This is a genomic window from Dickeya ananatis (assembly GCF_019464615.1).
In the GTDB taxonomy this organism is placed as follows: Bacteria; Pseudomonadota; Gammaproteobacteria; order Enterobacterales; family Enterobacteriaceae; genus Dickeya; species Dickeya oryzae.
Window position 1 is genome coordinate 1,285,144 of the sequence record NZ_CP040816.1, and the last position, 14,183, is coordinate 1,299,326.

Annotated in this window: 10 protein-coding genes; 5 read left to right on the forward strand and 5 right to left on the reverse strand. The window is 50.4% G+C overall.

The features are described 5' to 3' along the window. Positions 1-216: 216 nt before the first annotated feature. Positions 217-735 carry a bifunctional 3-hydroxydecanoyl-ACP dehydratase/trans-2-decenoyl-ACP isomerase gene (gene fabA, locus FGI04_RS05585; RefSeq protein WP_342701207.1) on the reverse strand — a complete coding sequence of 173 codons (519 nt, stop codon included), beginning with the start codon at positions 733-735 and terminating at the stop codon, positions 217-219. 90 nt (positions 736-825) lie between these two features. Further along, positions 826-2,556, reverse strand: coding sequence for an AAA family ATPase (locus FGI04_RS05590; protein WP_407273253.1), 1,731 nt, complete (start codon positions 2,554-2,556; stop codon positions 826-828). Positions 2,557-2,764: 208 nt separating this feature from the next. Here FGI04_RS05590 and matP point away from each other — a divergent pair, with 208 nt between their 5' ends. Further along, the gene (gene matP, locus FGI04_RS05595; protein WP_012884255.1) at positions 2,765-3,238 is read left to right on the forward strand and encodes a macrodomain Ter protein MatP; all 474 of its coding nucleotides are present in this window, start codon (positions 2,765-2,767) and stop codon (positions 3,236-3,238) included. Between the two features lie 238 nt (positions 3,239-3,476). Here matP and FGI04_RS05600 read toward each other — a convergent pair whose 3' ends face one another. Continuing rightward, positions 3,477-3,662 (reverse strand): GhoT/OrtT family toxin, encoded by a 186-nt coding sequence (locus tag FGI04_RS05600; RefSeq protein WP_342701205.1) that lies wholly within the window; start codon positions 3,660-3,662, stop codon positions 3,477-3,479. 595 nt (positions 3,663-4,257) lie between these two features. Here FGI04_RS05600 and FGI04_RS05605 point away from each other — a divergent pair. Continuing rightward, positions 4,258-4,533 (forward strand): Arc family DNA-binding protein, encoded by a 276-nt coding sequence (locus tag FGI04_RS05605; RefSeq protein ID WP_342701204.1) that lies wholly within the window; start codon positions 4,258-4,260, stop codon positions 4,531-4,533. A gap of 1,186 nt (positions 4,534-5,719) precedes the next feature. Continuing rightward, entirely contained in the window at positions 5,720-7,384 is a 1,665-nt protein-coding gene (locus FGI04_RS05610; RefSeq protein WP_407336400.1) for a methyl-accepting chemotaxis protein, read from the forward strand. A 145-nt stretch (positions 7,385-7,529) separates the two neighbouring features. Here FGI04_RS05610 and FGI04_RS05615 read toward each other — a convergent pair whose 3' ends face one another. Continuing rightward, on the reverse strand, positions 7,530-9,011 hold the full coding sequence (locus FGI04_RS05615) for a PepSY-associated TM helix domain-containing protein (RefSeq protein ID WP_407273254.1): 1,482 nt from the start codon (positions 9,009-9,011) through the stop codon (positions 7,530-7,532). Positions 9,012-9,195: 184 nt separating this feature from the next. Further along, positions 9,196-9,630: a DUF2946 family protein gene (locus tag FGI04_RS05620; RefSeq protein WP_407273255.1), complete on the reverse strand. Its 435-nt coding sequence runs from the start codon at positions 9,628-9,630 to the stop codon at positions 9,196-9,198. Between the two features lie 470 nt (positions 9,631-10,100). On the opposite strand from FGI04_RS05620, the gene FGI04_RS05625 reads away from it, so the two are divergent. Together FGI04_RS05625 and mdoH are read left to right on the forward strand one after the other, a co-directional pair. Further along, positions 10,101-11,603 carry a glucan biosynthesis protein G gene (locus FGI04_RS05625; protein WP_152490374.1) on the forward strand — a complete coding sequence of 501 codons (1,503 nt, stop codon included), beginning with the start codon at positions 10,101-10,103 and terminating at the stop codon, positions 11,601-11,603. Beyond that, positions 11,596-14,145 carry a glucans biosynthesis glucosyltransferase MdoH gene (mdoH, locus tag FGI04_RS05630; protein ID WP_342701201.1) on the forward strand — a complete coding sequence of 850 codons (2,550 nt, stop codon included), beginning with the start codon at positions 11,596-11,598 and terminating at the stop codon, positions 14,143-14,145. Before FGI04_RS05625 ends, mdoH begins: the two co-directional genes overlap by 8 nt. Positions 14,146-14,183 lie beyond the last annotated feature (38 nt).

The following is a 14,183-nucleotide window of genomic DNA, read 5'->3' on the forward strand; positions in this document are numbered from 1 at the left end:
CTCGACCATCTCGTGATGACCACTGCTGCTGTGATGTGTTGTGCGAATGGGCTGGGTTGCCGGACGGCGTATTTAATGTGCTAACGGCACATGGTAAGGGGGAAGTTGTCAGGCATAACAAGTTGTCAGGCATAACAGGCATATCAATAGAAAAAACGCGGCGTTATCGCCGCGTTTTTTCTATTCATCTCATCGATATCGACGATCGATGCGGAATTAGAATGTGCTGGTATCTTTGAACAGACCGACTTTCAGATCGGTTGCTGTGTAGATCAGGCGACCATCAACCAACACTTCGCCGTCGGCGATGCCCATGATGAGCTTACGGTTGATAACGCGCTTGAAATGGATGCGATATGTCACTTTTTTAGCTTCCGGCAGCACTTGCCCGGTGAACTTTACTTCGCCTACGCCCAGCGCACGACCTTTACCTTCGCCGCCCAGCCAGCCGAGATAGAAACCAACCAACTGCCACATTGCATCCAGACCCAGACAGCCTGGCATCACCGGGTCACCGATGAAGTGGCAACCGAAGAACCACAGATCAGGATTGATATCCAGTTCTGCTTCCACATAGCCTTTTCCATGCAGACCACCGTCTTCGGTCATAGAGATGACACGATCCATCATCAGCATGTTGCCGGCTGGCAGTTGTGGCCCCTGTGGCCCAAACAGTTCACCGCGTCCGCTGGCGAAAAGATCTTCTTTTGAATAGGAATCGCGTTTGTCTACCATGTTTCTATAAGCCCTGTTTTTGTGGAGCAGGCAGGTTAGCGTACAGATGTACGCTGAGCAAGTCTGTTGCTTCTGGCCCAACCAGTTTCTTTAGCGGAAAAACCACGGAAAGCGACGCCGTTCCGGTGGTGCCAACTGCGCGATGCGTTCACGGATCGCTGCCAGCAGGTTGGGTTGATGTTCATCGTCGTAAGGCACCTGCGTCAAGAGCGTCAGTGCTTCGGCGACCGAATCCACGACATAGATATGGAACTGCTCTTTGCGCACGGCGTCAATGACGTCCGGCAACAGGCATAGATGACGTTGATTGGTCGATGGGATTATCACCCCTTGCTTACCTGTCAGGCCGCGACGCTGGCATACCTCGAAGAATCCTTCGATTTTTTCGTTAACGCCGCCAATGGGCTGCACATGCCCAAACTGGTCGACGGAACCGGTCACCGCCAGTTGTTGATTGATAGGACATTGCGACAGCGCACTCACCAGCGCGCTAAGCTCAGCCAGTGACGCGCTGTCGCCATCGACCTCGCCATAGGACTGTTCAAACACAATCGAGGCAGAAAATGGCAGTTGTTGCTCGAGTTCCAACTCGGAAATCAGAAACGCCTGCATGATCATCATGCCCTTAGCATGCAGGTTGCCACCCAATTCGGCCTTACGCTCGACATCGGTGAGTTCACCATCGCCAGGATGGACCACACAGCTGATACGGGTAGGCTCACCAAACATCAGCGGGTAACCTGGGTATTCCAGCACTGACAGGCCATTGACCTGGCCAATCATGTCGCCTTCGGTTTCGATCAGAACCTGACCCAGTTCGATTTCATCCTGCATGCGCTCAGACAGATACCCTTCGCGCCAGCGGCGTGCCGTGACGGCATCAATAAACGCTTGCCCGGTAATCTCTTCCTGGCGCGTATAGAGCGCCGCGTGCTTGAGCTGGTGCGTCAGCCATTGCGGGCATAACGGCACATTACCTTGATCGCCGCTATAGCGCACGGCCAGTGAGAACAGTTCTGGCCAGGCATCGGCGGACAGCAGTGGCAACTGATTTTCCAGACATAATGCGTTGATGTAAGAACACCAGTGCACCATATCTTCCGGCTCGATTAACTGCAGGTGCGACTCAAATTCACCATAGATCGCCAGTTCGCCCAGTTCAGGCTCCATATCATGGATATCGCCCAGGCTGTCACGATCGCCGAGTACGACCAGATGCAGGTCGACTGGCATCGGCGGGATCTCTACCGGTAACGGTCGTCGCTCATCGGGAGACGACCAGTGATATTGACCATCAATGATAATTTGCTTAAGCCGCAGCCACATCAGCGGCTGCGCCAGCAATGTCCGTGCGGACAGGATCAGGGTACCGCCGTTGACGCGATGGAGCAGGCCGGGCTGCAGACTGATATCGTCTTTGTATATTCGCACACAGCCAAATAGCTGTTCCGGTTCGATCCATTCCTGATAGCCGCAGCGCAACGTAGCCGCAAAATTGTCATCCGGATACTGGGCGGGCTGAATGCTGATCTGACGTCCATCAATATGATAACGATAGCCAGATAACGCTTCTGGTTGCCGTGCTGGCAACTGCGCGATGGCGTTGGCGATCAAGGCCAGATAAGCATTATTTTCCTGCGCCTTCAGCAGCATAAACTGAGATGGCGAGCGGGGATGGCAAAAAATCGTCAGTGCATCGGCAAGCCGAGGTTGTACCGCAGAGAATTCAGCGGGGGCGAGTTGGGCTGCCTGGGAGAATAACGTCTGATATGGCGTATGATCGGGCAGCAGTTGCTGCCATTCGAGTCGGTTATTGGTCAAAGTATCTGCTGTAATCGTTTAAAGGAAAACCGTAATTATACAAGAATTCTCAAGGCTGCATACGTGCTGAGTAGGGAGAGGTTAACAAGAGAGCATTCGGGGACCATTCTGGGTGAAAAATAACCAGACAGGGATTGCCTGTAGTGGGAATATCGGGCAACAATGGGGGCAAGTTCAGGCACGTTACACGGTCACTAAAGAATAATGTATGAAATATCAACAACTAAAAAATCTTGAGTGCGGCTGGAAGTGGAAATACCTGGTTAAAAAACATCGCGAGGGTGAGCCGATAACACGCTTTATTGAGCAAAGCGCAGCCGATGAAGCCGTCAACCGACTGCTGAAAATGGAAAGCCAGCCGGTATTGGTACTGGAGTGGATTGCGCAGTGCATGAATCCAACGCTGGAGAATCGCATGAAGCAGACGATCCGCGCCCGGCGTAAACGGCATTTCAACGCCGAACACCAGCACACCCGTAAAAAATCTATCGATCTGGATTATCTGGTGTGGCAACGTCTGGCGGCGCTGGCGCAGCGTCGCGGCATTACCCTGTCAGAAACCATTGTGCAATTGCTCGAAGATGCAGAGCATAAAGAAAAGTACGCCAGCCAGATGTCGCTGCTCAGACAAGACCTCCAGGCCATGTTGAATCAACCACCGGAAAATGATGTTTCAGACTGAAACTGAAACACGTCGGCGATAACGCGCGATTTCGCCAGTTAAGTTTGTCGACTAAGAGGGGGGGACTCGTTAAGCGGTGCTAATGCGTTATCCCTTCCCGATTCATGCAGTGAGTTCCATCGCAGACTTCATGCCCGACAGTACCAGATAGTTCAGCGTGCCAACACATTTCAGTGCGCTAACACATTTCAACATGCTAACGGATTGTCCTGAGACTTAAATATTTTGAGTACAATAATTAAAAAAATGAAAAAACGATGACGACTGGAAAACTTAATGGCCAGGTGATGCCAATTAATATAGCGGCTAAAAAACGCATGATTAACGAATTATCTTTGCTCATAAAAAAAGTAAATATCATCGAGACCGAAAGGCCCAGGAAATAGAGGGTTCTGATCATTTCCCACAGGTGATGGTGTGACACATTTACTTCCTTATGGTTGCAGGGGCGCATATTCTATGCCGTTAAAATTTTACGATCAATCGATTAACCTACCTGAGTGATGCCTGCATGGACATACCGGCGGGGAAACCTTGCAGCACAGCCACTAAGTGAACATCGCCACTGTTGTGGCAGACTCTCACTATGCGTGCCTGAATGCCGGAAAAATGTTAACAGCATGGAATGCCGCCACTGTTGGGCACTCAGCCCTAACATTTACTTTGTAATAATATTACACAGAGTCACGATTTATTTTTGCCAGATATGTCAAAGAATACAAATCCAGAATAGTCTGAGCTGCGTTTATCCCTTTTTTAGATAATTATTTATTTTCAGGCAAAGTATAAAACGCAGTGAGTGGCCGTGATAAAAATCGCTACTCACACCCTGTAGTCAGAACGCTTAAACAAGGGATGGGGTAAAAAGAATAAACTGAGATCTATATCACATCAAAAACACGTACTTTTTATATTTTTTTGTTGTTTATATGACGATTATATTAATTTTTTGTTTCAGTATGGACTTTATCAAAGGACTGGCATAGCTTGGGACTTTATCCTGCCAGAAAGGTAATGAAATGAGTGAGATATCCAGTCTGTCACTGAAAATACCATCAGAGCTGAAAGAAAAGATCAAAGCCGCCGCATTGGAAAACGAGGTTTCTATCAGTGCTGAGGTCAGTGCCCGTTTACTGAGAAGTTTTGATATCGAAGGTCATGCCCATGACGCTGATGAGGCAGAGATCGTTGATAGCCAGAACACGGAAGAGATCGTCGAGCAACCGCTGACGGCGAAGGAAATCAAAAAGCTTCGCCAGTTGCTCAAAGGCAAAGGAACTTCCAGGAAAAAATAATCCTCGCCTTGCATGCTGTATCAGCCTTAAGTGGTACAGCATTTATCTTGTTTTTCTCCCCTGAGTTTGAACCGCCGCTCTCTCTGCCTGCTTCATCAATACAGTCGTCTTCTCCCAGTATGCACGATAGCAATAGCGTCGTCGCAAAGTGGGGAAAGCCTGAAGGAACGTTTACCTGCTCGGACTACTCAGTTCTCATCGATTCAGTTCTTATCGATTGTTGTTAGCTCAGGATGTCGGGTGTATCGCTCGCTATGCTCTGACAGCGCTTGCCGACCATTCCAGTGCCAATAGGTGTGAGAGGCGAAGATGAGCGTATCGTATCGGGTGTATGTGAATAAAGCGGGGAGCCGTTTTGCCAGGTGTTTACCTGAAAAAATAAACATTGCGCTATCTTTCCAAAAAAACGCCGAGTATTTTCCTGCACTATCGTATATGGGTGTGTGTTCCAATGAAAAGTATTTTCGTATCAAAAATATTACTTGAAAAATATTGCTTAAATAGACAGTCACATTATTTATCGCGTAATGGTATGGAAAATTTTGTAAGATTTTTCTGTCAGCGACAACAATGCACTTACTATTCTTTTTATAATATGAAACAATCCATCATCGGTGTGATTTCATCACAGAGATGACGCTGATAATGAGGATGGCAGGACGCCGAATCCGATTATTGCAATCAATATCTTATAGATATAACCGTGTCATGTTCCAGACTCAAAACTAAACCATGCATGGTTGATTTAGCGACGGATTCATCGCAGGAAATGATAATCATGGAGGATAATGTGATTTCCAGATATAAAATATACGGTAAACGTATTCATTGTACTAACCTGAACAATGTAAGACTCGACTTTCCCTTACGTGCATTTCCTCAATGCGCATTGCATCACACAGATGTTGTCACATGGTGCGCAGGTAAGAGATCAGTGTTGTTATCTTATTTTGCGTTCTTTCTCTACCCCAGATAATTCGAGTTTCAGGACAAAGCGCTTGGGTGCAACGCGTTAGCCCTTTAGGGCAAGGTTCAAGCTTGAAGTATGGCGTGTATAGAGGGTGAACCCATGATTCATAAAGCCAAAAGAATGAACCTATCAAGGTATGGTACCTGGTAAATATACATTATTTACCAATCGTTTTATTGGATTGTAAACGAAAGGATTTTATTAAAGGGGCTCACAATGAATTTTTCTAATTTAAAAATAGGCTACAGACTGGCAATCGGATTTTCATTTCTTATTGTTATGTTATTGATTTCAGGTGCTGTGGCATTAAGCAAACTGAGCGATTTTAACCAAAAAATGGATTATACCGTCTCTGAGCTTTATCCGTTGACAGCAAAAGGAAATAAGCTAATTGATGAGCTAAACAATGCGTTGCTGGGGCAACAGTTTATTTTAATGTCAGATTCCGTGGCAGATATTCAAAAGCAGAATGAAGAGATTAAAGCACACTCTGCGGAAATTACGACCTTACTGTCTGAGTTGAATAAAGATGTTAAAGATGCTCATTCTGTTGGTTTGCTTAAAGACATCCAGCAGATTCGCAGCGAGTACACCTTGTCCGCAAATAAGTTGATAGACCTGGCCGGTCGTGGGAGCAACCGTGAAGCCATGACGGAATTGATGGATGTCTCACAGGCGTTGCAGAAAAAATATAAAAGCAAAGTCGCCGAATTCATCAGTTATCAGGATAGCCAAATGATTGACGCACAGGATATGGTGCAAAAGAGTCATAACGAAATTCGTATGATGCTGTTGATGGTTTTTATCATCAGTATTGTGGCTGGTGGGCTGATCGCCTGGGGAATTACCCGTAGTGTGACGCGGCCGTTGCAGGAGGCGCTCACACTGGCAGAGAAAGTTGCTAAAGGTGATTTAACGTCTGAACCTTCGGCATGCACACAAGATGAAACCGGGAAGTTATTGCACGCACTGTATGGGATGAATGACAGTTTGTGCAATATCGTCAGTCAGGTCCGTGAGGGTGCGGAAACCATTTCTTCCGCTGCCTCGCAGATTGCATCAGGTAATCAGGATTTGTCTGCCCGAACTGAGGAACAGGCCAGTTCGCTGGAGGAAACCGCCGCGTCGATTGAACAACTGACCGCGACTATCAAAAATACGGCGGCCAATACGGAACACGCTGCGTCACTGGCGGGACAGGCTTCCGAGATTGTGCGTCAGAGTGGTGAAATGATGACGGACGTCACCCGGGAGATGCGTGAAATACATGATGCGTCTCAGCGTATGGCTGAAATTATCGGGGTCATCGACAGTATTGCGTTCCAGACCAATATTCTGGCGCTGAATGCCGCCGTGGAAGCCGCCCGGGCCGGTGAGCAAGGGCGAGGGTTCGCAGTAGTAGCCAGCGAAGTTCGGGCTCTGGCACAACGCAGTGCGAATTCAGCCAAGGAAATTAAAGAGCTGATTGATAACTCGGTGCAGAAAGTGCAGGACGGCATGTCGCTGGTAGAAAACACGGAGCACACGATGGGGGCAGTGATTGATAATGCGCACAACGCCGATAGCGTAATTACGGAAATCGCGAGGGCCAGCCTGGAGCAAAGTGAAGGCATTAATCAGATAAACCTGGCGATCGGCCAGATCGATACAACGACGCAGCAGAATGCCGCCCTGGTAGAAGAATCCGCAGCGGCGGCGTTATCGCTACAGGAACAGGCACAAACGCTGGCGAAGACCGTCAGTGTATTCAAGCTGAATAATTCGGGTTCAGCGAAAGGAACGTTGCGGCGCGAATCAGCAGGAAAAGGGGTGGCGCTGACCGGGTTGCCGGGTACAAAAAACGCGAACGTGTCTGATACACCGGAATGGGTAACGTTCTGAATCAACGGTTCATCGCCGATGCAAATAAAAACCGCAGCGTAACAGCATGTCGCTGCGGTTTTTTACATCCAGACGCGAGCACCACCAGAGAATATCGTGGTGGTTGCTTATCTCTGCTATTTCATCAGCTTCATCAGGCTGGAAATTACCCAATGCGCCGGTGTCGTGACCATCGCCAGATGTCGACGACTAGAAATAGCACCAGACTGACTCCCATGACGGGCAGGCTAACCATCAGCACACCTGAAATGATTAACACCAGCAGCCGCAGAGGTACAGCCAGTTGCAAGAACGCTGTGGTTAAGGTCTGTGCCGGGTTGCGGGGGGAATCATATGTCGGACGTCGTATCCACCACATGCGATATCCCCAGACAATCAGGCAGCAGAGCCCGAGTCCAAAAGCAGCGAGCAACAACTGGTTGGGCAGGCCGAATAGCACGCCCATGTGCGCGTCAATCCCCCAACGAGTCAGTTTGGCGGCCAGTGGATAGTCGGCAAAACGGACTTTATCTATGACGTGGAACGTTGTTGGGTCAACGGCAACCGCATCAACCTGTGTCGGCCATGATCGATCAATTTCGCTGACAGTCCAGGCACGTTGAGGTTTGAGTGACGGACGAATCTCTATTTTCCCGGCATCAATACCCGCGTCTCTGGCGGCAGCCAGCACATTATCGAAGATCTGCGGTGTGACAGGGGAGGGCATCTCAGGCATCGACATCATGTGATGTTCTGCATGTGGTGACGCTGGCGTATTCGGCACCGAATCCAGATGGGTATTCACCGACGGGGTTTGCCAGCCCAGTACAGCGCGCAACTGGGCAACATTGTCACCTGCCCAGCGTGACCAGGTCAGACCGGTTGCTGAAAAGAAGAGCAATCCAAGCAGCAACAGTAGGCCGAGGGATGTGTGATTGCGGCGTAATCCCTGACGTTGCCGGACGGGACTTTGACGATCGCTGGTGGAACGACGACGTGAACGGGGCTGCGCTTTGCGGGTTGAGAGCCAGATATAACCCCCTCCCAGTGCCGCAATCCATAGCCAGGATGCGGCCAGTTCGCTGTAATGGCGGCCAATATCGCCCAGCAACAGGTTGCGATGCAGATAATCCAGCGCGGTGCGAAACGGCAAAATACCACTGGTACCATAGACGGTCAGAGCGCCATGGATATCAAGGGATACCGGATCCACGAAGACCGCAAAACTTTCTGATGGGCCGAGTTCCGGCAGCGAATACATCACCCGCGTCGTCTGCCCGGCACCGGGCGCGGGTCGAACGGCGGTCAGCCGGGCATATTGCGCCTTATCACCCAGCGCATGCGCCGCCGCGGCAATTTGTTGCGACAGCAACTGCGGCGTTCCGCTGGTATCGGTAAACAACTGCTGAGAATAGAGCTTTGTTTCAATCTGGGGAGTTAGCACATAGAGCGTGCCCGTCAGGGCGGCAATAAAGATGAACGGGCCAACAAATAGCCCAATATAAAAATGCAAACGCATCAATAATGCCAGCATCGCGATGCGTTGAGACCGAACCAGATTGTCGTGGCTCGCGTCTTGCGCGGGCGACACATCCGCGAGTGTTTCTGCCTGACGAATGTAGGTGGTACCTGTTTTTGACTCGGACATAACATCTCCAATAGCGTATACCTGCCGCCGACAGCCGATATCTCTGCGCTTGTTGGCAGGCATTGTTGTTCACCGGCATCTGAAATCACCTTCTCATTGATGAACTCAGCCGCAAGCGTGCGACGTGACACCACGCTTTATGAACACCATGTTTTATAAACACATTGTTTTATAACCGAGCGATTTATAAGGGGGGCGCGCGAGGTAAGGGTGGCAGGAAACGTAGAATATAAGGTGATGAAAATAGAGGGCGAGGCGTCTGCCAGCGGGACAGCCAGACAGCATGGGCAGGTTGGAGTGAGCCTGATAACGTCAGCAGCGGTAAATGCGACAACAGGACGCAGTAACCACATGCAGCATGATCCTCCATCCCCATTTCCCCGTGTGACATTGGGGTGATGGGCGAATGAGCAGGATATGCTGGGGGCGTATGCATACTGTGGTGTTCATGATGACCCGACATGGGGGCCATTGCTGACAGTGAAGCGGGAGAGGGGGGTTGAACGTGATGGCTATTTCGCAGCGATTGCGAAATGGGCGGAGCCAAAAAGATCATGACAACGGCCAATATCCCAAGCCAGGCAGGGAGGCGTTGTTGTCTCAGTTCAAACAGGGACATGCGTTACATGCGATGCTCAGAAAAAGGCTGAATGGGTGACACTGTACCCGATCAGTCGATAAGGGTTAAGAAAATGTTCTTTTTTGATCCCGTTCGGTGAAAAAATTGCGCTTTGTTTTCCATAAATCGCCGTTTAATGCCTGTCGGGGCCAGAAGTTTCTTGCTACTGCCGTCATGTGAGAGGAAAATTTACCCTCGTTTCTCAACGGATGATTCTTAGGCATTTCTGGCGTCATATCCGTTATGGTTTTTCATCTTGGGGACGTGGTTTATCGCTGAAGTGGGTCGATGTTGTCTAAACGGTGACCTATTATGATGAACCATTCTTTTCTCAAGTTGTCGGAAAGCTAACTTATCCATTAATATGGGTTTTAGTTGATTTAGGCACACATACAGGGGGAGATGTGCTGGTTAATAAATTTAGGGTTAAGCAGCGTGTTGCTAATCTTCGCTGGGTTTCAGCGGCGGTCATGCTGTCTCTGACATCATTGCACGCCTGGGCTTTTTCCATTGATGATGTGGCGCAAAAGGCGGAAAAGCTGGCTGAAAAGGGCTATGAAGCGCCAAAGAGCAATCTTCCTGCCCAGTTTCGTGACATGAAATTTGCTGATTATCAGCAGATTCGCTTCAACCAGGACAAATCCTACTGGAATTCAGACCCAACGCCTTTCAAACTGCAGTTCTACCATCAAGGTATGTATTTTGACATTCCGGTCAAAATCAACGAAGTGACTGCCACTGAAGTCAACGAAATCAAATATTCTACGGATTACTTCGATTTTGGCTCGGTCAACCATGACCCGGCGACCGTGAAAGATCTGGGCTTTGCTGGCTTCAAGGTGCTTTACCCAATCAATAAAGCGGATAAGAACGATGAAATCCTCAGCATGCTGGGGGCGAGTTATTTCCGTATCGTTGGTAAAGGGCAGGTGTATGGTTTGTCTGCCCGCGGGTTGGCTATCGACACGGCATTGCCTTCCGGTGAAGAGTTCCCACGTTTTCGCGAATTCTGGATTGAGCATCCGAAACCGGAAGACAAGCATCTGGTGATCTATGCGTTGCTGGATTCTCCGCGTTCTGTGGGTGCCTACCGGTTTGTACTTTATCCAGGTAGTGACAGCATGATGGACGTGGAAGCCAAAGTCTATCTGCGTGATAAAGTGGGTAAACTGGGCATAGCGCCGTTGACCAGTATGTTCCTGTTTGGGCCAAACCAGCCGTCGCCGACGCTGAACTACCGCCCGGCGCTGCATGATTCCGACGGTCTGTCGATCCATGCCGGTAATGGTGAGTGGATCTGGCGTCCGCTGAATAATCCCAAACACTTGTCGGTCAGCACTTATACCATTGAAAACCCGAAAGGCTTTGGTCTGCTGCAACGCGGCCGTAACTTCTCCGGTTATGAAGACCTGGACGACCGTTATGACCTGCGCCCAAGCGGCTGGGTTGAAACCAAAGGCGACTGGGGTAAAGGCAAGGTTGAATTGGTAGAAATTCCGACTGCGGATGAAACCAATGACAATATTGTCGCTTTCTGGACACCGGAAAACCTGCCAGAGAAAGGCAAGCCGCTGGAAATGAAGTACCGCTTGCATTTCACCCGAGATGAAGAAGCACTGCATTCTCCGGAACAGGCTTATGTCATGCAGACCATGCGTTCGACGGGTGACGTGAAACAGTCTAACCTGATTCGTCAGCCAGATGGCACCATCGCATTCCTGGTTGATTTTGTCGGCGGCAAGATGAAGGATCTGGATCCGAATACGCCGGTCGCGTCGCAAGCCAGTATTGGCGACAACGGCGAAATTGTGGAAAACAGTGTTCGCTATAATCCGGTAACGCATGGCTGGCGTCTGACACTGCGTCTGAAAGTGAAGGACAACAAGCAGCCGACGGAAATGCGAGCAGCGTTGGTCAATGGTGATACCACATTGACTGAAACCTGGAGCTATCAGCTGCCTGCTAATGAATAAATCAACGACTACCCTCGAGTATATCGAGAAATTGCCTCTGCCTGCCGGGCAGGCAGAGGCCCTTCGTGAGACGCTGTCTTCGTCTCAGGATCTGTCTTCCTTACATCAGTCACTGTCTGATGGTTCTGTCGTCAATATGCAGTCGCCGGATGATATTCCGTTGGTTTCTGTCCCGCGCCGTCTGGAAATGGCGTGGGAAGAGGGGCTCAATGGCGGTAAGCAACTGGGCAAAGACCGTGAAGGTCGCACTGCATTACAGGCTATGCCACGTATTACCCGTGCTTCTATGTTCCCTGATGCCTGGCAGACGAACCCGATGGTGCGCTGGTGGGATACTTTCAAAGGACGCACTAAACCTCCTCGCCATCAATACAAGACGGCAGAGGAAAACGAAGCGGAAAACCGCTGGCGTAAGGTGGGGACGCTGCGTCGTTATATCCTGTTGGTGCTCACCTTGTTCCAGACAGCGATTGCTACCTGGTATATGAAGACCATTCTTCCTTATCAGGGATGGGCCTTGATCGACCCGTTTGCGATGATCCATCAGGATGTCTGGCGCACCGTCATGCAATTGCTGCCTTACGTGCTGCAAAGCGGAATATTGATCCTGTTTGCGATTCTGTTCTGTTGGGTCTCCGCCGGTTTCTGGACGGCGCTGATGGGCTTCCTGCAGTTGCTGATCGGTAAGGATAAATACAGTATCTCGTCGACGGTTGCCGGGAATGAGCCGTTAAATCCGGCGCATCGCACGGCATTGATTATGCCTATCTGTAATGAGGACGTCGAACGCGTTTTTGCAGGGTTGCGGGCGACCTATGAGTCGGTGGCGGCTACCGGTGATCTGGATCATTTTGATATTTATGTCCTCAGTGACAGCAATGATCCGGATATTTGCATCGCGGAACAAAAAGCGTGGATGGATTTATGCCGGGAAGTCGACGGCGCGGGTCGTATCTTCTATCGTCGCCGTCGTCGCCGCGTGAAGCGTAAGAGTGGCAACATCGATGACTTCTGCCGTCGCTGGGGTAGCCAGTACAGCTATATGGTGGTGCTGGATGCTGACAGTGTGATGAGCGGCGAGTGCTTAACATCACTGGTTCGGTTGATGGAAGCCAATCCAAATGCCGGGATTATCCAGTCCGCACCGCGTGCATCGGGTATGGATACGCTGTATGCCCGCTGCCAGCAGTTTGCTACCCGTGTGTATGGGCCACTGTTCACTGCCGGTCTACATTTCTGGCAGTTAGGTGAATCCCATTATTGGGGGCATAACGCCATCATCCGTGTGAAACCCTTCATAGAGCATTGTGCGCTGGCGCCGTTGCCGGGCGAAGGCTCTTTTGCCGGTTCTATCCTGTCACATGACTTTGTCGAAGCAGCGCTGATGCGTCGTGCCGGGTGGGGGGTATGGATCGCGTACGATTTACCAGGCAGTTATGAAGAACTACCGCCTAACCTGCTGGACGAGTTGAAACGTGATCGTCGCTGGTGTCACGGTAACCTGATGAACTTCCGCCTGTTTCTGGTCAAAGGTATGCACCCGGTACACCGTGCGGTATTTTTGACGGGGGTGATGTCTTACCTGTCCGCGCCGCTGTGGTTCATGTTCCTGGCGCTGTCTACGGCATTGCAGGTGGTACATACGCTGATGGAGCCGCAGTATTTCCTGCAGCCCCGCCAGTTGTTCCCGGTGTGGCCGCAGTGGCGTCCGGAACTGGCGATCGCCTTGTTCTCGACAACATTGGTGTTGCTGTTCCTGCCCAAGCTGCTGAGTGTCATTCTGGTTTGTGCCAAGGGTGCTAAGGCGTATGGCGGTTCGATAAGGCTGTGTACTTCACTGCTGATTGAAATGCTGTTTTCCGTCTTACTGGCGCCAGTGCGTATGTTGTTCCATACCGTATTCGTGGTCAGCGCATTTCTGGGGTGGTCAGTACAATGGAAATCGCCACAGCGTGATGATGACGCAACGCCCTGGAGCGAAGCCTTTACTCGTCATGGCTCTCAGTTGTTGCTGGGGCTGGTATGGGCTGGCGGCATGGCATGGCTGGATTTACGCTTCCTGTGGTGGCTCGGACCTATCGTATTCTCACTGATCCTCTCGCCGCTGGTCTCTGTATTGTCCAGTCGCGCCAGCCTCGGTCTGGCTTGCAAGCGTGGTAAGTTGCTACTTATTCCGGAAGAGTCTAATCCGCCGCGAGAGTTGGTGGCGACCGACGAATACTTCCGTCGCAATCGTGAGCGCAAGCTGGAACATGGCTTTATGCATGCGGTGTTTGATCCGTCCGTCAATGCGCTGGCCAGTGCCATGGCAACAGCACGTCACTGCCTGAGTAAGCCGATTGAGGATATGCGTGAACAGCGCGTGAATGACGCACTGCATCGTAACCCTCAGGAGGTTGATGGTAATTTGCGTCTGGCGTTGATTAGCGATCCGGTGACATTGGCTCGGTTACATCATCGGGTCTGGAGTCAGTCTGATGCGTACAGTAACTGGCGAAACCATTACCAGACGCTTGCTGCGCCGGTGATTAAAAGCGAGTAAACCCGTATAATTCAGTGAAAAAGCAACGGCTAGTCCGT

Bases quoted from the DNA above. Each gene is read 5' to 3' on its own strand.
- fabA (WP_342701207.1), bottom strand. From the start codon at position 735: ATGGTAGACAAACGCGATTCCTATTCAAAAGAAGATCTTTTCGCCAGC.
- matP (WP_012884255.1), top strand. From the start codon at position 2,765: ATGAAATATCAACAACTAAAAAATCTTGAGTGCGGCTGGAAGTGGAAA.
- FGI04_RS05605 (WP_342701204.1), top strand. From the start codon at position 4,258: ATGAGTGAGATATCCAGTCTGTCACTGAAAATACCATCAGAGCTGAAA.
- FGI04_RS05610 (WP_407336400.1), top strand. From the start codon at position 5,720: ATGAATTTTTCTAATTTAAAAATAGGCTACAGACTGGCAATCGGATTT.
- FGI04_RS05615 (WP_407273254.1), bottom strand. From the start codon at position 9,011: ATGTCCGAGTCAAAAACAGGTACCACCTACATTCGTCAGGCAGAAACA.
- FGI04_RS05620 (WP_407273255.1), bottom strand. From the start codon at position 9,630: ATGTCCCTGTTTGAACTGAGACAACAACGCCTCCCTGCCTGGCTTGGG.
- FGI04_RS05625 (WP_152490374.1), top strand. From the start codon at position 10,101: ATGCTGTCTCTGACATCATTGCACGCCTGGGCTTTTTCCATTGATGAT.
- mdoH (WP_342701201.1), top strand. From the start codon at position 11,596: ATGAATAAATCAACGACTACCCTCGAGTATATCGAGAAATTGCCTCTG.